The organism is Amycolatopsis sp. Poz14 (assembly GCF_006704225.1).
In the GTDB taxonomy this organism is placed as follows: domain Bacteria; phylum Actinomycetota; class Actinomycetes; order Mycobacteriales; family Pseudonocardiaceae; genus Amycolatopsis; species Amycolatopsis nivea.
Map to the genome: position 1 here is coordinate 7,641,929 of NZ_JACLHD010000001.1, position 25,609 is coordinate 7,667,537.

17 protein-coding genes, 1 pseudogene and 1 riboswitch are annotated in these 25,609 nt (G+C 68.9%); of the genes and pseudogenes, 9 read left to right on the forward strand and 9 right to left on the reverse strand.

Going from position 1 to position 25,609, the window contains the following annotated elements; translation table 11 throughout:
• From FKO37_RS35500 to FKO37_RS35515, 4 genes are read right to left on the reverse strand one after another with little or no spacing between them, the layout of a single operon-like run.
• Nucleotides 1-1,602: an acyl-CoA carboxylase subunit beta gene (locus tag FKO37_RS35500; protein WP_051729070.1), complete on the reverse strand. Its 1,602-nt coding sequence runs from the start codon at nt 1,600-1,602 to the stop codon at nt 1-3.
• Nucleotides 1,599-2,792, reverse strand: coding sequence for an acyl-CoA dehydrogenase family protein (locus tag FKO37_RS35505; protein ID WP_051729069.1), 1,194 nt, complete (start codon nt 2,790-2,792; stop codon nt 1,599-1,601). Before FKO37_RS35505 ends, FKO37_RS35500 begins: the two co-directional genes overlap by 4 nt.
• Nucleotides 2,747-4,441 carry an acyclic terpene utilization AtuA family protein gene (locus tag FKO37_RS35510; protein ID WP_238607357.1) on the reverse strand — a complete coding sequence of 565 codons (1,695 nt, stop codon included), beginning with the start codon at nt 4,439-4,441 and terminating at the stop codon, nt 2,747-2,749. Before FKO37_RS35510 ends, FKO37_RS35505 begins: the two co-directional genes overlap by 46 nt.
• On the reverse strand, nt 4,438-5,229 hold the full coding sequence (locus FKO37_RS35515; RefSeq protein ID WP_238607358.1) for a TIGR03084 family metal-binding protein: 792 nt from the start codon (nt 5,227-5,229) through the stop codon (nt 4,438-4,440). Before FKO37_RS35515 ends, FKO37_RS35510 begins: the two co-directional genes overlap by 4 nt.
• 544 nt (nt 5,230-5,773) lie before the next feature.
• Here FKO37_RS35515 and FKO37_RS35520 point away from each other — a divergent pair.
• From FKO37_RS35520 to FKO37_RS35555, 8 genes and pseudogenes are all read left to right on the forward strand, one after another.
• Nucleotides 5,774-6,607: an enoyl-CoA hydratase-related protein gene (locus tag FKO37_RS35520; protein WP_238607359.1), complete on the forward strand. Its 834-nt coding sequence runs from the start codon at nt 5,774-5,776 to the stop codon at nt 6,605-6,607.
• A complete protein-coding gene (locus FKO37_RS35525) occupies nt 6,604-7,215 on the forward strand; it encodes an acetoacetate decarboxylase family protein (protein WP_238607360.1) in 612 nt (203 codons plus the stop codon). Before FKO37_RS35520 ends, FKO37_RS35525 begins: the two co-directional genes overlap by 4 nt.
• Nucleotides 7,216-7,431: 216 nt before the next feature.
• Nucleotides 7,432-10,413 carry a ribonucleoside-diphosphate reductase subunit alpha gene (locus FKO37_RS35530; RefSeq protein ID WP_238607361.1) on the forward strand — a complete coding sequence of 994 codons (2,982 nt, stop codon included), beginning with the start codon at nt 7,432-7,434 and terminating at the stop codon, nt 10,411-10,413.
• A 14-nt stretch (nt 10,414-10,427) separates the two neighbouring features.
• Nucleotides 10,428-11,501 (forward strand): ribonucleotide-diphosphate reductase subunit beta, encoded by a 1,074-nt coding sequence (locus FKO37_RS35535; protein ID WP_134663605.1) that lies wholly within the window; start codon nt 10,428-10,430, stop codon nt 11,499-11,501.
• A gap of 175 nt (nt 11,502-11,676) precedes the next feature.
• Nucleotides 11,677-11,899: riboswitch (cobalamin riboswitch) on the forward strand.
• A 97-nt stretch (nt 11,900-11,996) separates the two neighbouring features.
• Nucleotides 11,997-14,261 (forward strand): 5-methyltetrahydropteroyltriglutamate--homocysteine S-methyltransferase, encoded by a 2,265-nt coding sequence (metE, locus tag FKO37_RS35540; protein WP_238607362.1) that lies wholly within the window; start codon nt 11,997-11,999, stop codon nt 14,259-14,261.
• Nucleotides 14,262-14,518: 257 nt separating this feature from the next.
• Nucleotides 14,519-15,922, forward strand: coding sequence for a cytochrome P450 (locus FKO37_RS35545; RefSeq protein ID WP_238608383.1), 1,404 nt, complete (start codon nt 14,519-14,521; stop codon nt 15,920-15,922).
• Nucleotides 15,923-16,186: 264 nt separating this feature from the next.
• A pseudogene (locus FKO37_RS35550) lies at nt 16,187-18,022 on the forward strand (diguanylate cyclase domain-containing protein).
• A gap of 70 nt (nt 18,023-18,092) precedes the next feature.
• A complete protein-coding gene (locus FKO37_RS35555) occupies nt 18,093-18,551 on the forward strand; it encodes a peroxiredoxin (RefSeq protein WP_037814731.1) in 459 nt (152 codons plus the stop codon).
• A gap of 91 nt (nt 18,552-18,642) precedes the next feature.
• Here FKO37_RS35555 and FKO37_RS35560 read toward each other — a convergent pair whose 3' ends face one another.
• The 4 genes from FKO37_RS35560 to FKO37_RS35575 all read right to left on the reverse strand — a co-directional run bounded on the left by FKO37_RS35560 (nt 18,643) and on the right by FKO37_RS35575 (nt 22,643).
• Nucleotides 18,643-19,167 (reverse strand): GNAT family N-acetyltransferase, encoded by a 525-nt coding sequence (locus FKO37_RS35560; RefSeq protein WP_238607363.1) that lies wholly within the window; start codon nt 19,165-19,167, stop codon nt 18,643-18,645.
• Between the two features lie 76 nt (nt 19,168-19,243).
• Nucleotides 19,244-20,440 (reverse strand): LCP family protein, encoded by a 1,197-nt coding sequence (locus FKO37_RS35565; protein ID WP_043833270.1) that lies wholly within the window; start codon nt 20,438-20,440, stop codon nt 19,244-19,246.
• Nucleotides 20,441-20,549: 109 nt separating this feature from the next.
• Nucleotides 20,550-21,812, reverse strand: coding sequence for a cyclopropane-fatty-acyl-phospholipid synthase family protein (locus FKO37_RS35570; protein WP_051729088.1), 1,263 nt, complete (start codon nt 21,810-21,812; stop codon nt 20,550-20,552).
• Between the two features lie 90 nt (nt 21,813-21,902).
• A complete protein-coding gene (locus FKO37_RS35575) occupies nt 21,903-22,643 on the reverse strand; it encodes an alpha/beta hydrolase (RefSeq protein ID WP_235146761.1) in 741 nt (246 codons plus the stop codon).
• Between the two features lie 66 nt (nt 22,644-22,709).
• Between FKO37_RS35575 and FKO37_RS35580 the strand changes: the two genes are divergently transcribed.
• Nucleotides 22,710-23,438, forward strand: a complete 729-nt coding sequence (locus FKO37_RS35580; RefSeq protein WP_037814721.1) for an SIS domain-containing protein — start codon at nt 22,710-22,712, stop codon at nt 23,436-23,438.
• 97 nt (nt 23,439-23,535) lie between these two features.
• On the opposite strand, the gene FKO37_RS35585 is transcribed toward FKO37_RS35580, so the two are convergent.
• Nucleotides 23,536-25,401 carry an ABC transporter ATP-binding protein gene (locus FKO37_RS35585; RefSeq protein WP_238607364.1) on the reverse strand — a complete coding sequence of 622 codons (1,866 nt, stop codon included), beginning with the start codon at nt 25,399-25,401 and terminating at the stop codon, nt 23,536-23,538.
• Between the last annotated feature and the right edge of the window lie 208 nt (nt 25,402-25,609).

Genomic DNA, 25,609 nt, shown 5'->3' on the forward strand with positions numbered 1-25,609 from the left:
TCACATCCGGAAGACGCCGAAGCCGCCTTCGACGCCCTTCACTGGTCCGTTGTGGATCGCCGACAGGCTCAGCCCGAGCACCGTGCGGGTGTCGCGCGGGTCGATGATGCCGTCGTCGTAAAGCATGCCGGAGAGGAACATCGGCATCGATTCCGCCTCGATCTGGTTTTCCACCATGGCGCGCATCGCGGCGTCGTTTTCCTCGCTGTACTCCTGTCCCCGGCTCGCCGCCGCGGCGCGGGCCACAATGGACAGCACACCGGCCAGCTGCGCCGGCCCCATCACCGCGGATTTCGCGCTCGGCCAGGCGAACAGGAACCGCGGATCGTAGGCGCGGCCGCACATCCCGTAGTGCCCGGCGCCGTAGGACGCTCCCATGAGGACGGACAGGTGCGGCACCTTCGAGTTCGACACCGCGTTGATCATCAGCGCGCCGTGCTTGATGATGCCGCTCTGCTCGTATTCCTTGCCGACCATGTAGCCGGTCGTGTTGTGCAGGAACACCAGCGGCGTGTCGATCTGGTTGGCCAGCTGGATGAACTGCGCGGCCTTCTGCGATTCCTCGCCGAACAGCACGCCTTGGGCGTTGGCCAGGATTCCCACCGGATACCCGTGGATGCTCGCCCATCCGGTGACCAGGCTCGGCCCGTACAGCGGCTTGAACTCGTCGAAGTCCGAACCGTCCACGACGCGCGCGATCACCTCGCGCGGGTCGAACGGGATCTTCAGGTCGGTCGGCACGATGCCGAGCAGGTCTTCGGCGTCGAACAGCGGTTCGGCGTAGTCCGGTTTGGGCGTCGGGCCCTGTTTGGTCCAGTTGAGCCGCTTGATGATGCTGCGGCCGAGCCGGATCGCGTCCTCCTCGTCGACCGCGAGGTAATCGGCGAGCCCGGACGTCCGCGCGTGCATTTCCGCGCCGCCGAGGGATTCGTCGTCGGACTCCTCGCCGGTCGCCATTTTGACCAGCGGCGGTCCGCCGAGGAACACCTTCGCGCGTTCCTTCACCATCACGACGTAGTCGGACATGCCGGGCAGATACGCGCCGCCCGCGGTGGAGTTGCCGAACACCAGCGCGACGGTCGGCACCTTCGCCGCCGAGGACCGCGTCAGGTCACGGAAGACGCGACCGCCCGGGATGAAGATTTCCTTCTGCGTCGGAAGATCCGCGCCGCCGGACTCGACCAGGTTGATCACCGGAAGCCGGTTCTGCGCCGCGATGTCCGCCGCCCGGAACGACTTCTTCGTCGTCCACGGGTTGCTCGCGCCGCCCTTGACCGTCGGGTCGCTCGCCGAGATCAGGCATTCGACGCCTTCCACCACGCCGATCCCGGTGATCACGCTCGCGCCGACCTTGTAGTCCGAACCCCACGCGGCCAGCGGCGACAGCTCCAGGAACGGCGAGTCCTCGTCCAGCAGCAATTCGATCCGCTCGCGCGCCAGCAGTTTTCCGCGCTTGCGGTGCCGTTCGACGTACTTTTCCCCGCCGCCGGCGACCGCTTTCGCCTGTTCGGCGTCGATCTCCGCGAGCTTCTCCAGCATCGCCTCGCGGTTCGCGGCGAACTCGTCGGCGCGGGTGTCCACTGTGGACCTGATAGTGGTCATGCGGTGTATCCCAATCGCTTCGCGGCCAGTCCGGTGAGGATTTCGGTGGTGCCGCCGCCGATGCCGAGAATGCGGACGTCGCGGTAGTGCCGTTCCACTTCGGACTCGCGCATGTAGCCGAGCCCGCCGTGCAGTTGCACCGCCTCGTTCACGACCCATTCGGCGGTCTGCACCGCGGTGTTCTTCGCGAAGCACGCCTCGGCGATCACTTCTTCGCCGGACACGTGCCGGAGCGCGACCTGCCGGGCGTACGTCCGCGCGACGTCGACCTTGCAGGCCATCTCGGTGAGCTTGTGCTGCACCAGCTGCCGCGAGATCAGCGGACGCCCGAACGTCTCGCGCATCCGGCACCAGTCCAGCGTCAAATCCAGTGCCCGCTGCGCGTGCGCATATGCCTGCACCGCCAGCGAAAGCCGTTCGGTGACGAACTGCGTGGCCACCTGAGCGAAGCCGCTGTTCTCCGCGCCGACCAAGTTCTCCGCCGGAACCCGGACGTCCACATAAGACAGTTCCGCGGTGTCCGAAGCCGCCCAGCCCATCTTCTCCAGCTTGCGCGACACCGTGAACCCTGGCGTCCCGCGCTCGACCACGATCAGCGAAAGCCCGTGCGCGCCCGCTTCACCGGTTCGGACCACAGTCGTCACAAAGTCCGCGCGACAGCCGGAAGTGATGAACGTTTTCGCCCCGTTGATCACGTACTCGTCGCCCTCGCGCACCGCAGTGGTGCGGATCCCGGCGACATCGGAACCGCCGTCCGGTTCGGTGACCGCCAGCGAACCGATCTTCTCGCCTTCGAGCGTCGGCCGCACCCACCGTTCGATCTGCACCGGGTCGCCGGCCTCGACGATGTGCGGCACCGCGATCCCGCAGGTGAACAGCGACGCGAACAGCCCGCCGGACCCGCCCGCGTAGTGCATTTCCTCGGCGACCACGAGCGCGTCGAGGTAATTGCCGTCGCCCCCGCCCGCGGATTCGGGGAACGCGACCCCGAGCAGGCCCAACTCTCCCGCCTTGCGATGCAGGTCGCGCGGCAGTTCCCCGGCCCGCTCCCAGTCGTCCAGGTGCGGCAGCACGTCCTTCTCCACGAACCGGCGCACCGTCGCGCGCAGTTCGGTGCGTTCCGGCGTGCGGAACGGATCCACGGTCACAGCAGCGCCTCCGGGACGTCGAGTTCGCGCGCCCGCAGCCATTCGCCGAGCGCCTTCGCCTGGGGATCGAACCTGGCCTGCGAAGCGACGCCGTCGCCGAGAATGCCCTCGACCACGAAGTTCATCGCCCACAGGTTCGGCAGCAGATGCCGGGTGACCGGCAGTCCTTCGGTTTCCGGCAGCAGACGGCGGAATTCCCCGACCGTCAGCCGGTGCACGAGCCAGCGCCACGCCTCCTCGGACCGCACCCACACGCCGAGGTTCGCGTTGCCGCCCTTGTCGCCGCTGCGCGCGCCCGCGACGAGCCCGAGCGGAACGCGCCGCACCTTGTTCGCCTGAAACGGTTCCGGGAGTGCCGGTTCGTCCACTTCGGACAAGGAAACCGTCTCGGCAGCGGGCGCGATGTCCACCTTGGACCCGTCCGGCAGCACCGCGACATGGGGAACCGCAGCAGCGTCCACAAAGGCCGCCGAATACACCCCGAACGGCGAAGCGTCCGAGGGCGGTGCGGTCACGTGGAATCCCGGGTAGCTCGCGAGCGCCAGCTCGATCGCCGCTCCGCTGAACGCACGTCCGGCGATCTTCGGATCATTGTCCTTCACCGCGACATGCAGCAGCGCGCTGGCACGTTCCTCGGTGTCGGCGTCCGCGTGATCGGTGCGCGCGAGCGTCCACCGGACGTCGGCTGGCGGACGCTTCGCCAGCGCGCCTTCCAGCTGTTCCCGTACCAGCGCGGCTTTTTCTTCGATGTCCAGTCCAGTAAGGACGAACGTCGTCTCGTTCCGGAATCCGCCGAGCCGGTTGAGGCACACTTTCAACGTCGGCGGCGGCGCTTCCCCGCGAACCCCGCTGATCCGCACGCGGTCCGGTCCGTCGTCCGACAACGACAACGTGTCGAACCGCGCCGTCACATCAGGATTCGCGTACCGCGCACCGGTGATTTCGTACAACAGCTGCGCCGTCACAGTCCCTTTATTGACCACGCCGCCCGTGCCCGGATGCTTCGTGATCACGCTGGAGCCGTCCGCGTGGATCTCCGCGAGAGGGAACCCTGGCAGGCCGATCGGCTGTTCCCGGAAGAACGAGTAGTTCCCGCCGGTCGCCTGCGCGCCGCACTCGATGACGTGCCCCGCCGCCACCGCTCCGGCGAGCGCGTCGTAGTCGTCGCGGGCCCAGCCGAAGTGCGCCGCCGCCGGTCCGACGATCACCGACGCGTCCGTAACGCGCCCGGTCACCACGATGTCGGCACCAGCCTTAAGACACTCCGCGATGCCCCACGCGCCGAGATAAGCGTTGGCAGTCAACGGTTTCTCGAAGCCGAACTCGTCCGCTCGCGCGATCAGGTCGTCGCCTTCGACGTGCGCGACGCGGACCTCGAGACCGAGCTTCTCGGCCAGTTCGCGCAACGCGTCGGCCAGCCCCGCCGGGTTGAGCCCGCCCGCGTTCGCGACGATCCGGACACCCTTCTCCTTCGCCAGACCGAGGTTTTCCTCCATCTGCCGGAGGAACGTCTTGGCGTAGCCGCGCGCCGGGTCCTTCATCCGGTCGCGGCCGAGGATGAGCATGGTCAGCTCGGCGAGGTAATCGCCGGTCAGGACGTCGAGCGGGCCGCCGGTCAGCATTTCCCGCACGGCGGAGAACCGGTCGCCGTAAAACCCGGACGCGTTCCCGACGCGCAACGGCGCGCTCACGCGAACTGCCCCGGCTTGCGCCCCGCCCCGGGCGGCCCGGCGAACGCCTGCGCGATGCCCAGCCATTCCTCGACGTCCGCGCCGGTCGCGACCAGATCAGTGTCCGCCGGATGCCGCCGCTGCGTCGCGACCAGGCAGAAGTCGAGCGCGCTGCCGGTCAGCCGCTGCTCCGCGTCCTCCGGCCCGAACGCCCACGTGCTGCCGTCCGGCGCGGTCAGCTCGACCCGGAATTCCTCCGCCGGCGGCGCGAGCGAGTGGAGTTTGTACGCGAAATCGCGTGTGCGCGTGCCGAACCGGGCGATGTGCCACAGCCGTTCGGTGGGTTCGCGGGTGACGCCGAGCGCGTCGGCGATGTCCTGGCCGTGCGCCCAGGTCTCCATCATCCGCGCGGTCGCCATGGAAGCCGCGCTCATCGGCGGGCCGTACCACGGCAGCTTCTGCCCGTCCAGCACCGCGGCGAGCGCCTCGGCGAGGGCGGCCCGTCCCGCGCGCCACTGCGCCAGCAGCTCGTCCGGCGGCAGCTGAGCCCCGTCCTCGGCACCCTGGTCGACGTAGTTCTCGCCGATGCTCAACAGGTTTTCGACCTCGGACTGCCAGTCCTCCGGCCTGCTCGCGGAGATCAGCGATTTGCCGTCGGTCCACGCCAGATGCGCCACCTGATGCGCGATGCTCCAGCCGGGCGCGGGCGTCGGCCGCGCCCATTCCCCGGCGGGCAACCCGGCGACCAGGTCGTCGACCGCCTGCGATTCGGCCGCGAGATCCCGGAGGATCCCCGCGAGATCAGCCATTCCTGCGCCTCCCTGCGTCCGCCGCACCACCTCGTGCGGACCCAGCGTGGACCCTGGCCCCGGAAAAATCAAGCGCGCATGATTGTTTTGCTCCGGCACCGGGTCCGTGAGGGCCACCCTCATTGACTCTGATTCCGTCAGGGTTCCCCTCACGACCCGCCACCCGGTCGTGACGGACCCCTTTCCGGACCCAGATTCCCTCAAGGAGCCCTTCACGGACCGCGACGCACCCAATTGCCACATTCGGTGCATCCCACGCACCCAATGCCGCATTGGGGCGCAAGCCCCCACCCCACCCCAACCGCACCGGTGGACCCAACGATCGAGGCACCCAGCCCCTCCCCCGCACCCCGACACGAAGCTCCCCTGCGGTTTGGGGGTGCTTGTCAAGGCATCTTTCCCGCCTTGACAAGCACCCCCAAACCGTCAGCACACTTGGCTTCGGGGTGCCCCACGCAACCAACGAGGCCGATGTCGCCGCCAGGCGACGAGGCGGACCCCACCGCTATTGACACCGCGAAAACAAGCCCCCTACCGTCCTCCCATGGACTCCTACGCGGAGATCGCCTACGAGGTCGCCGCCAAGGTCGCGACCGTCCTGCTCGACCGGCCCGAAGCCCGCAACGGCTACACGATCCGGATGGCCGACGAACTCGCCCACGCCCTCGACCGCGCCGACCGGGACGAGGACGTCCGCGCGGTCGTCCTCGGCACCACCGGCAAGGACTTCTCCGTCGGGGCCGACCTCTCCTCCGGCGGCTTCGACTTCGGCGACCGCCCGCCGGACGACTGGCAGGAACCGGCCGGCCGCGTGTCGAAGCGGATCTTCACCATGAACAAGCCGGTGCTCGCCGCGTTGCGCGGGGCGTCCGTGGGCGCGGGCATCACCATCACGCTGTCCTGCGACTACCGGTTCGCCTCCACCGACTCCAAGTTCGGCTTCGTCTTCACCCGCCGCGGCATCTACCCCGAAGGCGCGTCCGCGTGGTTCCTCCCCCGCCTCGTCGGGATGGGCGCGGCCGTCGACTGGATGGTCAGCGGACGGCTCTTCGGGCCGGACGAGGCGCTCCGGACCGGACTCGTCCACCACATCCACGACCCCGGGGACGTCCTCGCCCAAGCCCAAGCCAAGGCGAGGGAGATCGCCGAAACGACCGCGCCGGTCGCGGTAGCGGTCACCCGGCAGCTGCTCTACCGGATGGCCTCGGCCCCGTCTCCGTTCGACGTCCACCAGGTGGACTCGAAGCTCATCTCCCAGCTGGGCTCGAACCCGGACGCTGTCGAGGGCATCGCCTCGTTCTTCCAGAAACGCCCGCCGGAGTTCCCCTTGCGCGTGGACCGCGATCTGCCGCCTTACCTGCCATGGATCACCGAATGACCGAGTACCCGCCCGAACCGTGGCACCTCGCCGCCGACGCGTGCGTGTCGATGTGGCGAGTCCCCGTCGACGAGCTGCCCGCCTTGCCCGCCGGCACCGAACCGCTGCTCCTGGGCAAGCAGGCCGCCGTCTTCACCGCCTGGATCGACTACCTGCCGTCCGGTCAGCTGAGCTACCACGAACTCCTCTCCTGCGTCGCCGTGCGCGGCCGCGGGCTCGCCGCGTCGATCACCGACATCTGGGTCGACAGCGAGGTCTCGCGCGCGGGCGGGCGCGAGTTGTGGGGCATCCCGAAGGACCTCGCGTCCTTCGCCTTCACCGGCGGACGCACCTTCACCGCGGCGACCTCCGACGACTGGATCGCCACCGCCGCCTTCACCCCGCGGGTCGGGCTCCCGATCACGCTCCCGGTACGCTTCGAGATCGCTCAGGACCGCGACGGCAGCCCGTTGCGTACCCCGGTCGAGTGGCGTTCGAAGCCCCGCGCGGCGGCCGCCGACTGGTCGGTCAACCCGGCCGGTCCGCTGGCGTATCTCGCCGGGAAACGGCCCGTGGCCAGTGCCGCACTGGGTGCCACGAGGCTCCGTTTCGGATCTTGCCCTCGGTGATCGGATAACCCGCCAGGGTGAGACCGACACGCCATACCTTGGGGCCCGTGCGAGCCCCCACCCCAACATGTAGTCTCTGGGAACCGGCAGCCCCCAGCGACGGGGAGACCGCTTGAAGAGGGCGGCCGGGCTGTTTCGCCGAAACCGCAGCGCATGGCCTTGACCGGCCGTGTGCCGCTCGAACGCGCCCATTTCGAGGAACTGTTGGAGACACGCATGTCAGTGGAAACCGGTCAGCGGCCGCCGTCGGCGGCGGAGGGGGCCCCGAGCGCGGTCCGCGTCATCCGGCGGGACGGAAGCGTCTCGCCCTTCGACGCGGGCAAGATCTCGGTGGCGCTGACCAAGGCCTTCCTCGCGGTCGAGGGCGGCGACGCCGCCGCGTCCTCCCGCGTGCACCACGTGGTCGCGGAGCTGACCGGGCAGGTCGAGGCGGCGCTGCTGCGCCACACCGGCCCGGAGACCGCGCTGCACATCGAGCAGATCCAGGACCAGGTCGAACTCGCCCTCATGCGCGGCGAGCACCACAAGGTCGCCCGCGCCTACGTGCTCTACCGCGACGAGCGCACGAAGGCCCGCGAGGCCGCCGCGCCGGCGTCCGCCGAGGTCGCGCTGAGCGTCAAGGGCGCCGACGGGACGCTGCGCCCGCTCGACTGGGCGCGTGTTTCGCACGTCGTCGGCGAGGCCGTCGCCGGGCTCGAGGACGTCTCCGCCGAGCCGGTGCTGGCCGAGGCCAAGCGCAACCTCTACGACGGCATCACCGCCGACGAACTGGCGCTCGCGCAGATCATGGCCGCGCGCGTGCTCGTCGAGCAGGAGCCGAACTACTCGTTCGTGTCCGCCCGCCTGCTGCTGGACAAGCTGCGCGGCGAGGCGCTGAGCTACCTCGCGCAGCAGCCGCGCCAGGCCAGCCAGGACGAGATGGCGGCCGAATACCCGGCGTACTTCCGCGCCTACCTGCGCCGCGCGGTCGAGCTGGAACTGGTCGACGGCGAACTGCTGCGCTTCGACCTGGACAAGATCACCGCCGCCATCCACGCCGAGCGCGACCTCGACTTCGGCTTCCTCGGCCTGCAGACCCTGTACGACCGGTACTTCCAGCACCACAACGGCGTGCGGTTCGAGCTGCCGCAGGCGTTCTTCATGCGCGTCGCGATGGGCCTGGCGATCCGCGAGGACGACCGCGAAGCCCGCGCGATCGAGTTCTACGAGCTGCTGTCGACGTTCCACTTCATGGCGTCGACCCCGACGCTGTTCAACAGCGGCACCAACCGCGCCCAGCTGTCGTCCTGCTTCCTGACCACGGTGGACGACGACCTGGACTCGATTTTCCAGGCGTACAAGAACAACGCGCTGCTGGCGAAGTACTCGGGCGGCCTCGGCAACGACTGGACCCCGGTCCGCGGCCTCGGCGCGCACATCAAGGGCACCAACGGCCAGTCCCAGGGCGTCGTGCCGTTCCTGAAGATCGCCAACGACACCGCGGTCGCGGTCAACCAGGGCGGCAAGCGCAAGGGCGCGGCGTGCGCGTACCTGGAGACCTGGCACGTCGACATCGAGGAATTCCTCGACCTGCGCAAGAACACCGGCGACGACCGGCGGCGCACGCACGACATGAACACCGCCAACTGGGTCCCGGACGAGTTCCTGCGCCGCGTCGAGGCGAACGCCGAGTGGACGCTGTTCTCCCCGAACGAGACGCCGGACCTGCACGACCTCTACGGCAACGCGTTCGCGCAGCGCTACCGCGAGTACGAGGCGGCCGCCGCGCGCGGCGAGATCAAGGTGTTCCGCAAGGTCCGCGCGGTCGAGCTGTGGCGGCGGATGCTGACCATGCTGTTCGAGACCGGCCACCCGTGGATCACCTTCAAGGACCCGTGCAACCTGCGTTCGCCGCAGCAGCACGTCGGCGTCGTGCACTCGTCCAACCTGTGCACCGAGATCACGCTGAACACGAACACCGAAGAGGTCGCGGTCTGCAACCTCGGCTCGGTGAACCTGCTCAAGCACGTCACTCCGTCCGGTTTGGACACTGAGCGGCTCGAGAAGACCGTGCGCACCGCGGTCCGCATGCTCGACAACGTGATCGACATCAACTTCTACACGATCCCGGAGGCGCGCCGTTCCAACCTGCGCCACCGTCCGGTCGGCCTGGGCATCATGGGCTTCCAGGACGCGCTGTTCGAGCTGGGCGTGCCGTTCGCGTCCGCCGACGCGGTGAAGTTCGCCGACGTCTCGATGGAGCACCTCTCCTACTACGCGATCTCGGCCTCGACCGACCTCGCCGAGGAGCGCGGCCAGTACCAGACGTTCGAGGGTTCCTTGTGGAGCAAGGGAATCCTGCCGATCGACTCGATGCAGCTGCTCATCGACGCCCGCCAGGGCGACGGCCTCGACGTCGACACCTCCACGACGCTGGACTGGGCCCCGCTGCGCGAGCGCGTCAAGACCGTCGGCATGCGCAACTCGAACGTGATGGCGATCGCGCCGACCGCGACGATCTCCAACATCTCCGGCGTCGGCCAGTCGATCGAGCCGCTGTTCCAGAACCTGTACGTCAAGTCGAACATGTCCGGCGACTTCACCGTCGTCAACCCGCACCTGGTCAAGAGCCTCAAGGCGCGCGGCCTGTGGGACGAGGTCATGGTCAGCGACCTCAAGTACTTCGACGGCAGCCTCGGCCAGATCGACCGCGTTCCGGACGACCTCAAGGCGCTCTACGCGACCGCCTTCGAGATCGAGTCGAAGTGGATCGTGGACGCCGGTTCGGTGCGGCAGAAGTGGATCGACCAGGCGCAGTCGCTGAACCTGTACATCGCGGCGCCGAGCGGCCGCAAGCTCGACGAGCTGTACCGCTACGCCTGGCACAAGGGCCTCAAGACCACGTACTACCTGCGGGCGCAGTCCGCGACGCACGTGGAGAAGAGCACCCTGCGCGGCACGGACGGCAAGCTGAACGCCGTCTCCGCCACCCCCGCCCCGGCCGCTCCGGCTGCCGCCGCTCCGGCCGCCGCGCCTTCCCCGGCACCGTCGCCGTCGCCGTCCGCCGCGGTTCCGGCCGCTTCTCCCGCGCCGTCGCCGTCGCCCGCCGCGGCCGTCCCGGCGGAGCCGAAGGAGATGCCGAAGACCGACGTCGACTTCGTCGCCACCGAGGGCGCTGCCTGCCGGATCGACGACCCCGACTGCGAAGCCTGCCAGTAAGGAATTCCTGAACCATGACGAACGTGGAAACGACGGACGCGACCGGCCTCGGCGAGATCGAGGTCGGCGCGGCCCGGATCAACGTCGACGACAAGCGCATGATCAACGCGCGCGCCGACGTCAACCAGCTGCTGCCGATGAAGTACCGGTGGGCGTGGGACAAGTACCTGGCGGCGTGCAACAACCACTGGATGCCGACCGAGGTCGCGATGCAGGCCGACATCGCGCTGTGGAAGTCGCCGGACGGCCTCACCGAGGACGAGCGGCAGATGCTCAAGCGCAACCTCGGCTTCTTCGCCACGGCGGAGTCGTTGGTGGCCAACAACATCGTGCTCGCGGTGTACCGCCAGATCACGAACCCGGAGTGCCGCCAGTACCTGCTGCGCCAGGCGTTCGAGGAGGCCGTGCACACGCACACCTTCCAGTACATCTGCGAAAGCCTCGGCCTGGTCGAGGGCGAGCTGTTCAACATGTACCGCGAGGTCCCGTCCATTTCGGACAAGGACGCGTGGGCGCTGAAGTACACGCAGAACCTGGAGAACCCGGACTTCGAGACCGGCACGCCGGAAGCCGACCAGGCGTTCCTGCGCGATCTCGTGGCGTTCTACGTGATCTTCGAGGGCATGTGGTTCTACACCGGTTTCGCGCAGATCCTGTCGCTGGGCCGGCGGAACAAGATGGTCGGCATCGCCGAGCAGTACCAGTACATCCTGCGCGACGAGTCGATCCACCTGAACTTCGGCATCGACTGCATCAACCAGATCAAGATCGAGAACCCGCACCTGTGGACCGAGGAGTTCCAGGCCGAGGTGCGCGGAATGCTGCAGGACGCGTGCGAGCTCGAAGTGAAGTACGCCCGAGACACCATGCCGCGCGGCATGCTCGGCCTGTCGGCTGACCTGTGCGAGCAGTACATGCACTTCATCACCGACCGGCGCGCCCAGCAGATCGGCCTCACCCCGATCTATGGCGAGAACGAAAACCCGTTCCCGTGGATGTCGGAGGCGATGGACCTGAAGAAGGAGAAGAACTTCTTCGAAACCCGCGTCATCGAATACCAGTCCGGCGGCGCACTCGACTGGGACTGATCCCGGTTCCGGCACAACGCTGAACACTCGGCCCCGTCCTGGTTCGCCAGGGCGGGGCCGAGTCGCGTTTCGGCGAGCCGGTCTGTTTCGCCACCACTGCGTGGTCCGAGGCCGCACTGAATCCCGCCATCCGGGAGCCGCGTCCGGCTTGTGCCGGATCCGCGCGGAAACCGCTAAGCTCAGCCCCGCCACTGGTTCGCCAGGACGCAGCCGCGTCCCGGCGAGGCAACAGGGAACCCGGTGCGATTCCGGGACTGCCCCGCAGCGGTATGTGGGAACGAAAGCTGTCACCGCGAAACGCGGTAAAGCACTGGGCGCCCAGCCCGGGAAGCGACAGCCGGTAGGCACGAGCGATACGCCCACGAGTCCGAATACCTGCCAATGGCACGCACGCCGACGGCGTGCGTGAGTCCGGGCCTCGCGGGAAGGGCACCGACCGAAGCACGACTTCCGCGTGCCCGGACTCTTCCGGCGAGCACGTGAGGATGCATTGCTGTGACCACGATCGGCACCACGATTCTCGGCTATCCGCGGATCGGCCCAGCCCGAGAACTCAAACGAGCACTCGAGTCCTACTGGTCAGGAAAAACCACCGAAGAAGACCTCCTGACCGCCGGACGGCAGCTGCGCGAGCAAACCTGGACAGCCCTGCGAGACCAGGGCCTCGACTCAATCCCGTCCAGCACTTTCTCGCTCTACGACCAGGTGTTGGACACCGCCGCCCTCTTCGGCGCTCTGCCGGACCGCTTCACCCTGCTGGGCCTGTCGCCACTGGACACCTACTTCGCCGCCGCGCGGGGAGTCCCGGACGCACCCGCCCTCGAAATGACGAAGTGGTTCGACACCAACTACCACTACCTGGTCCCCGAACTAGGCCCGGACTCCCGCTTCGCACTCACCGGCACCGCCCCGATCGACGAAGTCCGCGAAGCACAAGCGCTAGGCATCACGCCACGCCCGGTACTCGTCGGACCGGTCACTTTCCTACTGCTGGCCAAGCCCACCGAACCCGGCTTCACCCCGCTGGAACTGCTGGACGAACTACTGCCCGCCTACGCCGAACTTCTGGGCAAGCTGGCCGACGAGGGCGTCGAATGGGTCCAGTTGGACGAACCAGCCTTCGCGACAGACCGAACCACGCCGGAGTTCAACGCACTCACCCGCGCTTACCACTGGCTGGCCAAGGAAACCCACCGCCCGAAACTCCTGGCAGCCGGATACTTCGGCGGCCTCGGCCGAGCACTGGGCGTCCTGGCCCGCTCCCCCATCGAAGCAATAGCCGTGGACCTGGTAACCGATGAGTCCTTTGTGGACAAAATTGCAGCAGAAGGAGCACTGCGAGACAAGGAAGTCCTAGCCGGAGTAGTAGACGGCCGAAATGTCTGGCGCACCGACCCAGACGTCGCACTAGCCCACGCAGCACAACTGCGAGACACCGCCGCACACGTGAGCATCTCAACGTCGTGCTCGCTACTTCACGTCCCCTACGACGTGAACGCGGAAACAGACCTCGCCCCGCGCCTCAAGAACTGGCTGGCGTTCGCGAAGCAAAAGGTGGACGAGGTCGTCCTGCTAGGCCGAGCCCTCAGCGGAGAGACCGCAGACCTCACTCCAGCCCGAGCCGCGGCCGCCGACCGAGCCGGAGCCGCCGAACTCAACGACGCCAACGTCCGTGCACGAGTCAACGCACTCCGCCCAGTAGACACCGTCCGCGCGCCGTATGCAGAACGCGCTGCGGCACAACAACAATCACTGAACCTGCCCCCACTCCCGACCACCACAATCGGCTCCTTCCCGCAAACCAGCGAGGTCCGCCGAGCCCGAGCCGCACACCGCGCGGGCAAACTCGACGACACCGCCTACCGCACCGCGATGCGCACCGAAATCGACCGCGTCGTACGGCTGCAGGAAGACCTCGGCCTAGACGTCCTGGTCCACGGCGAACCCGAGCGCAACGACATGGTCCAGTACTTCGCCGAACAACTGACCGGCTTCGCGGCGACCGCCCTCGGCTGGGTCCAGTCGTACGGATCCCGTTGCGTCCGCCCGCCAATCCTCTTCGGCGACGTCTCCCGGCCACGCCCGATGGCTGTCGAATGGGCGCAGTACGCGCAAAGCCGCACCGACCGCCCGGTGAAGGGCATGCTGACCGGCCCGGTCACGATCCTGGCGTGGTCGTTCGTCCGTGACGACCAGCCCCTGGCCGACACCGCACGCCAGGTCGCGCTGGCCGTCCGGGACGAGGTCGCGGATCTGGAGGCCGCCGGAATCCGCATCATTCAGGTCGACGAACCGGCATTGCGCGAGTTGCTGCCGCTGCACGCGGCGGACCGCGAGGCGTATTTCGACTGGGCAGTGCCCGCGTTCCGGCTGGCTACCTCAGGCGTCGCGGAAACGACGCAGATCCACACGCACATGTGCTACTCGGAATTCGGCGACGTGCTGCCCGCGATCGACGCCCTCGACGCCGACGTCACCAGCATCGAGGCCGCCCGCTCGAAGATGGAAGTACTCGCCGACCTCAACGAAGCGGGCTTCGGCCGCGGCGTCGGACCCGGCGTGTACGACATCCACTCGCCGCGCGTGCCGGACCAGACCGAGATGACGGACTTGGTGCGCACGGCGCTCGGCGCGGTTCCGGCGGAACGGCTGTGGATCAATCCGGACTGCGGTCTCAAGACCCGCGGTTACGCCGAGGTCGAGCCGGCGCTGCGGCATCTGGTCGGCGCGGCCCGGGAACTGCGCGCCGAACCTCGCTGACGCGTCCCGGTGCCGGGCATCGCGTCCCGCTGCCCGGCACCGGCCCGAGGATCACCCGAACGGCAGGCCCGCGAGGTATTGTCAATGCGTCAATAACGCGGGACCGTGGAGGCGGCCGATACCCTGACCGGGAGGTGGTCGCCATGGCGGACGTGACCGGAAAGACGAGGCTCCCGGCGGCAGGCGGCGCGCTCGGCAAGGTCGCCCACGCGGGGAGCGACGGCGTCACGCGGCTGTCGGAGAACCTGCGCGGCCGGATGCCGCCGCTGACCGCGATCCCGTTGCCGCGCAAGTTCGACGAACGCTGGCTCGGCGCGCGCTGGCCGGTCCGCGAACTCGCGGCGCCCCCGGCGGGCAGCGGCCTGAAGCCGGTGCTCGGCGACGACGGGCCGCCGCTGATCGGCCACACGCTCGACGGGATGCGGTTCGGCCTCGACTTCAGCCTGCACCGCTTCGAGCAGTTCGGCCCGGTGTCGTGGATGGGCGTGTTCGGCCAGCGGATCGTGACGCTGTCCGGAGCCGAAGCCACCCAGGCCGCGCTCGTCAACAAGGACAAGGCGTTTTCCCAGGAGGGCTGGAAGTTCTTCATCGAGCGCTTCTTCGAGCGCGGGCTCATGCTGCTCGATTTCGGCGAGCACCACCTGCACCGGCGGATCATGCAGGAGGCGTTCACGCGCGACCGGCTTCGCGGCTACGTCGCGCAGATGGGTCCGGCGCTGCGCGAGGGCGTCGCCGCGCTGCCTTCCGGCCGCCCCCAGCTGTACTGGGCGTTCAAGCAGCTGACGCTGGACGTCGCGACGCAGGTTTTCATGGGCATGCGCTCCGCCTCCGACGCCGAGCGCATCAACCGCGCATTCGTGGCCGCTGTGCGCGCCGGTACCGCCGTCGTGCGCTATCCGGTGCCTGGCGGTCGCTGGGCCGCGGGTTTGCGCGGCAGGCGGACGCTGGAGCGCTATTTCGGCGAGAACCTGGCGGCCAAGCGCGACGCGGACGGCGACGACCTGTTCTCCGCGCTCTGCCACGCCGTTTCCGAGGACGGCGACCGGTTCAGCGACGCCGACATCGTCAACCACATGATCTTCCTGATGATGGCCGCGCACGACACGACCACCATCACCGCCAGCGCGATGGCCTACTACCTCGCGAAACACCCGGAATGGCAGGACCGCGCCCGCGAGGAGTCGCTGCGCCTCGGCGACGACCTGCCGGACCTCGACGCGCTGGAAAGCCTCGAAACGCTGGATCTGGTCATGAAGGAAGCGCTGCGGCTGCGCGCGCCCGTGCCGTCGCTGGCACGAAAGACCACAAAGGACACTTCCGTCCTCGGCCATTACCTGCCGGAAGGCACGATGGTCGCGGTTTCGCCGACGCTGAACCACTACTCCCCCGAACACTGGACCGATCCGCTGCGCTTCGACCCCGAGCGGTTCGGCCCGGACCGCCGCGAGGACAAGGCGCACCGGTTCGCGTGGATGCCGTTCGGCGGCGGCGCGCACAAGTGCATCGGGCTGCAGTTCGGCGGCCTGGAGGTGAAAGCGCTCATGCACGAGCTGCTGCGGGCGCACCGCTGGTCGGTGCCCGAGGACTACGTCGCGAAGTGGGACTACGTCTCGCTTCCGGTGCCCGCCGACGGACTGCCCGCCCGGTTGGCCTATCGTTGACGGCCGCCGAGCGGGACAGAAAGGTCGACAGCTGGAGACAAAACTGCAGTACAAGCCACCTTCGTGTACTCAAGGTGACTTGATGTCACCAGTTGTGTAGTGCCCATCACTCGTTCAGCCGGTAGACACCCTGTTTGGTCCGTGATGCCGTGGCATCACTTGCGGCCAACTCGTACCCAGTGTGGGTCTTCGGATCCTCCGCACCGGGTCTGAGCTGGTCTTTGTCCGCGTATGAAGAGGTGGAGTGTGCCGGAGCCTGGTGCCATGCCAGGGTTGGTCGACGTCGCGCGCAAGTACGCGGCGGCGCTGACCGACACCAACGGAGTAACGCTCCCTCCCGCCGAGGTGGAGCGGATCCTGCTCGACTTCGCCGGCGAGGTCGCCGCGCGTCCCGAGGACGCGGGCGCCACGCGGCGGTTCACCGCGCTCTTCTCCTCCGCGCCGCTCGGCATCGCGCTCACCGACCCGGCCGGGAACGTCGTCGAGGCGAACGGCGCGCTGGCCCGGTTGCTCGGCACGTCCGCGGCCGCGTTGCGGGACAAGCACATCGCGGATCTCGCCGCCGGCCCGCAGGACGCCACCCGGCTGCGCACCGCGCTCGAAGGCCTGCCGCTCACCGCCGACGCGCGCCGGACCGTCCAGAGCGTGCAGCTCGGCCACAGCCGCGACGGCGAACTGACCACGAACGTCACGCTCGCGTCGCTGCCCGGCGACCGGCCGGGCACGTACTTCCCGGTGTTCATGGCCGCCGATGACGACGACCTGCACCTGCTCGGGGAACGGCTGCGCCACCAGAACCTGCACGACCCGCTGACCGGGCTGCCCAACAGCGCCGCGTTCAACGCCCAGCTCGAACTCGCGCTCGGTTCGGGCGGCTCTTCCGAGATCGCCTTGCTGTACCTGGACATCGACGGGTTCAAGGTGATCAACGACGGGCTCGGCGCCGGCATGGGCGACCAGGTGCTGAAGGAGATCTCGCGGAAACTGAAGGCGGTGTTCGCCGGCAAGCACGAGGGCTACGTCGCGCGGCTGTCCGGCGACGGTTTCGCGGTGCTGCTGCGCGGCCCGGCGCTGACCGGGCAGGAGACGGTCCTGCTGGCCGACCAGGTGCTGGAGGAACTCAGCGAGCCGGTCTAGGTCGACGGACACGGCATCGGCGTCAGCGCGAGCATCGGGATCGTCGTGCGCCCGGCGAACGAAGGCAGCCACGGCGACCTGCTGCGCGCGGCCGAACTGGCGCTGCACCGCGCCAAGGAAGCGGGCAAGGCGCAGTGGATGCTGTTCGACCCGCAGCTCGACGCACGGGACCGCAACCGCTACCAGCTCGGCGCGGTGATCGCCGGTGCGCTGGAGAACGGCGAGTTCTCGCTGATCTACCAGCCGACGGTCAAACTCGCGAAGCCGGACGAAATCGCCGCGGTGAACGCCGGACTGCTCTGGAGCCACCCCGAACGCGGCGAACTCGGGCCCGAGGAGTTCTACCCGCTCGCGCAGACCACCGGAATGACCGTGCCGCTCGGCAAATGGCTGCTGCAGGAATCGCTCGGCGCGACCGCGCGCTGGCGCGAACAGTACGGCCCCGCCGCGCCGGACGTGTGCATCCGCCTGCCGAAGCGCCTCGCCACCGACGAGGACCTGGTGCTGATGGTCAAGAACCAGCTCGACCGGCACCGCCTGCCCGCACGAGCGCTGCGGCTGTGCACCGACCGCGAGTCGATGTTCGACAGCGAGGGCGAACTGCTGGACTCGTTCAGCGTGCTCGCCGACCTCGGCGCGCAGCTCGTGCTCACGATCACCGGATCGTCCGACCTGGAACTCATCCCGCGCTACCAGCTCCCGGTGAAACACGTGATCCTGAGCGGTCCGGTCGTCGACGCCCTGGCCGACCCGAACCCGGCGGAGACTGACGTGCGGCACCTGTCGCAACTGGTCACGCGGGCCAAGGAACTGGGGCTGCGCATCGGCGCGGAGGGCGTGCGCGACCACGGTCATGCCGCACGCCTGCGGGAACAGGGCGTGCTGGCAGCGCGGGGTTCGTTCGTAGCGGAGTCCGCGACGGGCGACGAGGTCGACGAAATGATCGCCCGGCACGCCAGCTGACCCATCCGCCGCCCGCCCGGCGCCGAACCCCCGGGCACGACGACCTCTTTTCCGGAAGGACCCCTCCCCGATGCAGCCTGGCGACCTCGCCCCCGACTTCACCCTCCCCGATGACCAGGGCGTCGAACGCACCCTGTCCGCCCTGCTGGCCGACGGCCCGGTCGTGCTGTTCTTCTACCCGGCCGCGATGACGAGCGGCTGCACCGCCGAAAGCTGCCACTTCCGGGACCTCGCCGCGGAATTCGCCGAGGCGGGCGCGCAACGGGTCGGCATCAGCCCGGACGCGGTCGGCAAACAGCGCGAATTCTCGGCGAAGCACGGTTTCGACTATCCGCTGCTGTCCGATGTGGACGGCACGGTGGCGAAGCAGTTCGGCGTGTGGCGCAAAATCCTGCCCCTGCACACGAAACGCCAGACGTTCGTGATCGGCGAGGACCGGCGGGTGCTGGACGTGATCAAGAGCGAACTGAACTTCACGGCGCATGCGGATCGGGCGCTGAAAGTCCTTCGGGAGCGCGCGGACGCCTGACTACCCGGCGAACGTACGTGAGGGGAACCCTCCGGGAATCTGATTCCTTCAGGGTTCCCCTCACGGCTTTCGACAGAAGCCAACCGCAGACTCAAGCGGCCCGCTCAAGCCGCCACACCACATTTACCCCGCTGCAAGCCGACGGAAGCCGCCCCTCGGCCTTCTCCTCCCCCACTCGCGAAAACCCCAGCCGAGCCGGAACCGCGCCGCTGCGCGCATTCTCCGAATCGTGCTTGATCAGCACATACGCAGCGTCCAGCCGCCAGGCCAACGACACCAGCAAAGCGCTCGCCCGCGTCACATAACCCTTGCCAGTCTGGGACTTCGCGAGCCAGTACCCGATCTCCCACCCGTCCCCGCGCCGCATCAACCCGCAGCTGCCCGCCAGTTCGTCGTCCGGCGTGAAGATCGCGTAGTTGTACTCCTCGCCGCTCTCCCACTGCGCCGCCGCGCGGGCGAGGAACTCGTCCCCCTTGGCGGAGTCGTAACCGTCGATCGCCCAGGGCATCCAGGCGGCCAGGTGGTCCAGGGATCCCACGACGGTCTCCACCTGCGCGTCGCGATGGTCCGGGCGCCAGCGAACGAGGGTGATCACACCGTCGGCGAGAGTTTCCATGCGAGCCATCCTGACAGCAGAAACGGCGGCAGGCTCGCGAATTTCGCGAAGGCCGCCGCCGTTTCCCAAGAAAACGTCAGTTCACCACGATGTCCTGCGGCACCTCGGTGTCGTTCTTCAGCGCGTCGAACAGCTGCGCCGACTTCTTCTTGTCCCAGTGCTGCGCCGAAGCGTCGGTGATCGGCATCGTCGTGGTCGTGACGCCGTCGGAGGAAATCCCGCGCATCGCGATCGCCAGGCCGACCAGGTTGTGCACGTGGTCGCCGGTGTCCATGGTCAGCGCGTCCGGCGCGGAGCCCAGCAGCGGGAAGAAGTCGAACGGGTTCAGCAGCGTCCCCGGGCTCGCCACCTGGCTCACCAGCGCGCCGATGAACTTCCGCTGGTTCGCGACCCGGTCGAGGTCCGAGCGCGGCGTCGCGGAGGCGTGCCGCATCCGGACGAAGCCGAGCGCCGACCGGCCGTCGAGCTTCTGGCAGCCCGCCTTGATGTCGATGCCGGTCATCGGGTCGCTCATGTCCTTGTCGATGCACATGTCGACGCCGCCGATCGCGTCGACGATGTTCGCGAATCCGCCGAAGCCGATCTCCGCGTAGTGGTCCATGCGCAGCCCGGTGGCCTGTTCGACCGTCTGAACCAGCAGTTTCGGCCCGCCGAGCGCGAACGCGGCGTTGATCTTGCTCGTGCCGTGGCCGGGGATCTTCACCTGCGAGTCGCGCGGCAGGCTCAGCAGCGTCGGCTTCGTCGAGTTGTCCGGCAGGTGCGCGATCATGATCGTGTCGGTGCGCTGCCCGCCCGCCTCGCCGGTGTCGCCGGTGGCCAGCCGCTCCTCGTCCTCCGCGGTCAGGCCCTGGCGGCTGTCCGAGCCGACGATCAGCCAGTTCGTGCCCGACGCGGCGGCCGGGCGCCCGGAGTAGTCGCCGATCGCGTCCACCCGGTTGATGGAGAACTCGAGATACGCCCAGATCGCGCCGACGAACAGCACGAACACGATCAGCAGCGTCATCAGGATCTTGCCGATGCTCCACCGGCGGCGACGGCGCGGCCGCGGCTGGCGGCCGCCGTGCTCCGGCGGGTCCTGCCTCGGCGGTCCGGGCGGCGGAGCGGGGGCCTCGCCGCGCGCGCCCATCGGCCGGGTGCGGGCGTCGTAGGGGCTCTGCCCTCTCCCCGGCAGCGGCAGCATCTGCGCCCGCTGCTGCTGCTGACGCGGGCGTGCGGGGGGCTGCGGTGGCCTGGGCGGCATCCGCCGCCTGCCGTCGTCGCCTCCGTACGTCATGGGCCTGTCTCCCCGATCCGGTGGGTGTGGCCGCGCAGGATCCTGCACGGTCCTCCTGCGGTGGACGTGCGGGACCCTACGCGGGTTGTTCCGGAAGGGGGAGGAGAGGTCAGCGCGGGTCGGCGAACCCGAACTGGTGGACCTTCAGGTGCCCCGACCGGAACCCGGCCTCGGAGTAGGCGAGGTAGAACTCCCACATCCGCCGGAACACGTCGTCGAACCCGAAGCCGCGGATGTCGTCCCAGCGCTGCTGGAAGCGGTCCCGCCACAGCTTGAGCGTGCGGGCGTAGTCCTGGCCGAACTCGCGCATCCCGGCCAGCTTCAGCCGGGTGTTCTCGCGCATCCCGTCCTCGATCGCCTGCACCGACGGGATGATGCCGCCGGGGAAGACGTACTTGTGGATCCACGTGTAGGACTTGGCCGAGGCCTCCATCCGGTCGTGGTCCATGGTGATCGCCTGCAGGCCGAACTGCCCGCCGGGGCGCAGGCGCTTGCCGATCGTGGAGAAGAACGTGGGCCAGTAGGACGCGCCGACCGCCTCGATCATCTCCACGCTGACCACCGAGTCGTACTCGCCGGTGGCCTCGCGGTAGTCGCACAGCCGCACGTCGACGCGGTCGGACAGGCCCGCCTCGGCGATCCGCGCGTCGGCGAGCACCTTCTGCTCCTGCGAGATGGTCAGCGACGTCACCTTCGCGCCGCGCGAGGCCGCGCGGATGGACAACTCGCCCCATCCGGTGCCGATTTCCAGCACCTCGCTGCCTTTGCGCACGCCGGCGTAGTCGAGCACGCTGTCGAGCTTGCGGTGCTGCGCCTGGGTGAGCGTGTCCCCGGGCCCGAACAGCGCCGAGGAGTACATCATCGACTCGTCCAGGAACGCGCTGAACAGGTCGTTCGACAGGTCGTAGTGCCGGTGGATGTTCGACCGGGCGCCCTCGATCGTGTTCTCTTCCGCGGACGGCTGCATGCGCTCGGCGAACCGGCGGAACCGCTGCAGGAAGGGCGGCACGAGCGTGGCGAGCCGCTCGGCGAACGGCGTCAGCACGCCGGCCAGGTCTTCCGCGGTCCAGTCGCCGACCAGGTACGCCTCGCCGAAGCCGATCTTCGCGTCGGCTCCGAGCCGGTGGAAGAACGCCGCGGGCCGGTGGATGCGCATCTCGGGCGCGTCCGGGCCGCCCGCGCCGAGCACCGTGCCGTCCGGGAACGTCACCCGCACGTCCAGCGTTTTCACCGCGTGCCGGAAGAGCGCCTCGGCCGCGCGCGCCCGCAGCGGCGAATGCGGCGGCGTGGCGAGACCGGGCCATCGGGATTCGTCGGGCACCGGCTGCGAGACCGCTGAGACCACTGTCGGATCGACTCGTGACGTGGACAAGACACTCCCTCCGAACGGGCTTTTCGAGCCCTTCCCCATGATATTCCCGCTTCGTCCCCGTCGCCCTCGCGACCGGGCCGCGCCCTCCGGTTACCCCGGAATGCGCAGCCGGTCGCCGGAGGGGCGGGACCAGGCCTGACGAAGAGTCTCGTCCGTCTCGCCCACTCCGATCCGGTCCAGTGTGAAAGCACACATGAGCCGGGTCCAGACCGCGGGACGGCGGATCATCGAATGGCCCTCGCCGGCGATCTCGAACCGCGCGACCAGGTCGGTGACCTCGCGGGCGCGCGCGGCGAAGGCGTAGGACTCGGCGGGCGAGGTCATCCGGTCGCGGGTGCCGTGCGCGATCAGCACCGCGCGGCCCGCGACGGCGTCCACCGGCTCGCCCTGCGGCGTCCACGGGGCCATCGCGCACACCCCGGTCACCGCGGGATCGTCGGCGACGCGCAGCGCGACGCGACCGCCCATGGAATGCCCGACGAGGACCACCGGGAGCCCCGGATGGTCGGCGCGGATCTGTTCCAGGGCCCAGCGCGCGTCCGGCACCGGGCTTTCCGTCCGCCCGTTCCAGCCGTACAGCCGGTTCCGCATCAGCCGGACTTCCAGGCCGTGCCGCTTTCCGGCGCGGTGCAGCGAGCGGGCCAGCGGCACCATCCGCTGGTACGCCAGCCGCCACGGCTGGACGGCCGCGGTGCTGCGTTCGGCCCCGCCGTGCAGCACGAGCGCCACCGCGCGGGTCTGCCCGGGGGCCCGCCACACCCGCACAGCCGGATCCGTCCGGCCGTTCCGCCGTTTCCCGTTCACCGGCACCCCCGTTTCGATCAACTCCACGGTAATCCACCACGAAGCGTGTCCACCCGATAGATTCGGTGCCCGGACCCGCGAGGAAGGGCAGGTGTGGTGAGCGCCACGGATCTCGTGAAGAACACTTCGGACCAGCTGGCGGCGGCCGCGGAGGCCAACGCCGCGCACGTGTCCGCCGCCGCCGACCTGCTGCTGGGGGTGATCCGGGCCGACGCGCTGGTCTTCACCGCGGGCGCCGGGCACTCGCTCGCGGCGGTCGCCGAGACGTTCTACCGCGCGGGCGGGCTCGCCTGCGTGTATCCCGTGTACCACCCGGAACTGCTGCCGCTGCACGGCGCGCAGCAGAGCACGCGCACCGAGCGCCGTTCCGGCCTCGCCGAAGAGGTCTTGGCCGAACGCGCACCGGGACCGGACGACGTGCTGGTCGTGTTCTCCACGTCCGGCGTGAATCCGTACCCGGTCGAACTGGCCGCAGGCGCACGCCGCCGCGGCGCCTCGGTGATCGCCGTGACGTCGCGAGCCTGCGTGGCTGCGGCACCGCGCCGGTCCGCCACGACGCTGGTCGAGGAAGGCACCGTGGTGCTGGATTCGCTGGTGATTCCCGGCGATGCCAGCTATCCCGCCTCCGCGCCGCGCACCGGTCCACTGTCCACTGTGGTCAATGCGTTTCTGTGGAACCTGATCCTGGCCGAGGTTTACGACCGCGGCACCGCCGAAGGGCTCGACGTTCCGTTGTGGCGCAGCTCCAATGTGGAGGGTGGGGACGCGGCGAACGCGGCTCTGCTGGCCAAGTACGAACCTCGGGTTCCCGCGCTGCGCTGACCCACCCTCTCCGCTGAAGTCCGTGAAGGGCTCCTTGAAGGAATCTGATTCCCTCAAGGAGCCCTTCACGGACCTTGTCAACGGCCGGGCATTCGGGTCACGCCGCAGCGGGTTCCTCCGCGAACTGCGTGTGGTACAGCTCCGCGTACCGCCCCTCCGCAGCCAGCAGTTCGTCGTGCGTGCCGCGTTCCACGATGTTCCCGTTTTCCACGACCAGGATCAGATCCGCCGCCCGCACGGTCGACAGCCGGTGCGCGATCACCAGCGACGTCCGGCCTTCCAGCGCGCCGGTGAGCGCTTCGCCCACCGCGGCCTCGGATTCCGAGTCCAGGTGCGCGGTCGCCTCGTCCAGCACCACGACCTTCGGCTGCGCCAGCAGCAAGCGGGCGATGGTCAGCCGCTGCCGTTCGCCGCCGGAGAGGCGGTAGCCGCGTTCGCCGACGGTCGTGTCCAGTCCGTCCGGCAGCGAATGCACCAGATCGCCCAGCCGCGCCTTCTCGAGCGCGGCCCAGATCTCGTCGTCGGCGACGCCCGGGCGCGCGTAGCTCAGGTTCGCCCGGATCGTGTCGTGGAACAGGTGCCCGTCCTGGGTCACCACGCCGACGGTTTCGCGCAGCGAAGCGAAACTCAGGTCCTTGACGTCCACATCGGACAGCCGGACCGAACCGGCGTCCACGTCGTACAGCCGCGGCAGCAGCGAAGCGATCGTCGACTTGCCCGCACCGGACGAACCGACCAGCGCGACCATCTGCCCGGCTTCGGCGCGGAAGCTGATGCCGTGCAGCACCTCTTCGCCGCCCCGGCTGTCCAAAGTGGCCACGTCCTCCAGCGAGGCGAGCGAGAACTTGTCCGCCGCCGGGTATCCGAACTTCACGTCGGAGAACTCGACCGAAACCCCACCCTCGGGCAGCTTCTTCGGCTCCGCCGGCTCCTTGATCATCGGTTCCAGGTCCAGCACCTCGAAGACCCGCTCGAACGACACCAGCGCGGTCATCACGTCCACGCGCACGTTCGCGAGCGCGGTCAGCGGCGTGTACAGCCGGGTCAGCAGCAGCGCCAGCGCGACCACGGTGCCCGGTTCGAGCTTGCCGGTGAGCGCCAGGTAGCCGCCGAGTCCGTAGACGAGCGCCTGCGCGAGCGCGGACACGAGCGTCAGGCTGGTCATGAACCAGCGCGTCAGCATCGCGGTGCGGACGCCGATGTCGCGGACCCGTCCGGCGCGGAGACCGAAGTCGGCGACCTCCTGGCGCGGCCGTCCGAAGAGCTTCACCAGCGTGGCGCCCGGCGCGGAGAACCGTTCGGTCATCTGCGTGGTCATCCCGGCGTTGAGCTGCGCGGCCTCGCGCTGCAGCCCGGCCATGCGGCGGCCAAGCCTGCGGGCGGGCAGCACGAAAATCGGCAACAGGACCAGTGCGACGAGCGTGACCTGCCACGAAAGCGACACCATCACCACCAGCGACAGCACCAGCTGGATCACATTGGTGACCAAACCGGACAAAGTCGCTGTGAACGTGCGCTGCGCGCCGATCACGTCGTTGTTGAGCCTGCTGACCAGCGCACCGGTGCGGGTGCGGGTGAAGAACGCGATCGGCAGCTTCTGCACGTGCTCGAACACCGCCACGCGCAGGTCGTAGATGATGCCCTCGCCGATCCGCGACGACTGCCAGCGTTCCGCGAGACCGAACCCGGCGTCGAGGATCGCGAGCGCCGCGATCACCACCGACAGCCAGATGACCACGTTCAGCTCGTGCCCGCCCACGATCGCGTCGACGACCTTGCCCGCGAGCACCGGCGTCGTCACGGCGAGCACCGCCGAGATCACGGTGAGCACCAGGAAGGCCAGCAGCCGCTTCCAGTGCGGCCGGGCGAACCGCGCGACCCGGCGGACCGTGCCTCGGGTCAGCGCTTTCGGCGCGTCGCCCGCCCGCATCGCGGAGCTCAGCAGCGCCCAGGTGTTGTCCATCGGAGTGTCCCCCAGCTCGTGAAAACCTCTAGATTAGTTGAACTTTTTTCCGGAGATGCCCTGCACAACACCGGGACGCCCGGCATTCTTCCCGATGTCCGTGGAGGACTCTCCGGGGACTCGGATTCCGATCACGGACCTCGGGCCGGTGCGGGCCACGGGCGGTGGGATCCGGCGCGGCCCGGCTCGGTAGCCTGGCGTTTCGGGG

Bases quoted from the DNA above. Each gene is read 5' to 3' on its own strand.
- FKO37_RS35500 (WP_051729070.1), bottom strand. From the start codon at position 1,602: ATGACCACTATCAGGTCCACAGTGGACACCCGCGCCGACGAGTTCGCC.
- FKO37_RS35505 (WP_051729069.1), bottom strand. From the start codon at position 2,792: ATGGCTGCGGGCGCGCGAACTCGACGTCCCGGAGGCGCTGCTGTGACC.
- FKO37_RS35515 (WP_238607358.1), bottom strand. From the start codon at position 5,229: ATGGCTGATCTCGCGGGGATCCTCCGGGATCTCGCGGCCGAATCGCAG.
- FKO37_RS35520 (WP_238607359.1), top strand. From the start codon at position 5,774: ATGGACTCCTACGCGGAGATCGCCTACGAGGTCGCCGCCAAGGTCGCG.
- FKO37_RS35525 (WP_238607360.1), top strand. From the start codon at position 6,604: ATGACCGAGTACCCGCCCGAACCGTGGCACCTCGCCGCCGACGCGTGC.
- FKO37_RS35530 (WP_238607361.1), top strand. From the start codon at position 7,432: ATGTCAGTGGAAACCGGTCAGCGGCCGCCGTCGGCGGCGGAGGGGGCC.
- FKO37_RS35535 (WP_134663605.1), top strand. From the start codon at position 10,428: ATGACGAACGTGGAAACGACGGACGCGACCGGCCTCGGCGAGATCGAG.
- FKO37_RS35545 (WP_238608383.1), top strand. From the start codon at position 14,519: ATGCCGCCGCTGACCGCGATCCCGTTGCCGCGCAAGTTCGACGAACGC.
- FKO37_RS35555 (WP_037814731.1), top strand. From the start codon at position 18,093: ATGCAGCCTGGCGACCTCGCCCCCGACTTCACCCTCCCCGATGACCAG.
- FKO37_RS35560 (WP_238607363.1), bottom strand. From the start codon at position 19,167: ATGGAAACTCTCGCCGACGGTGTGATCACCCTCGTTCGCTGGCGCCCG.
- FKO37_RS35565 (WP_043833270.1), bottom strand. From the start codon at position 20,440: ATGACGTACGGAGGCGACGACGGCAGGCGGCGGATGCCGCCCAGGCCA.
- FKO37_RS35585 (WP_238607364.1), bottom strand. From the start codon at position 25,401: ATGGACAACACCTGGGCGCTGCTGAGCTCCGCGATGCGGGCGGGCGAC.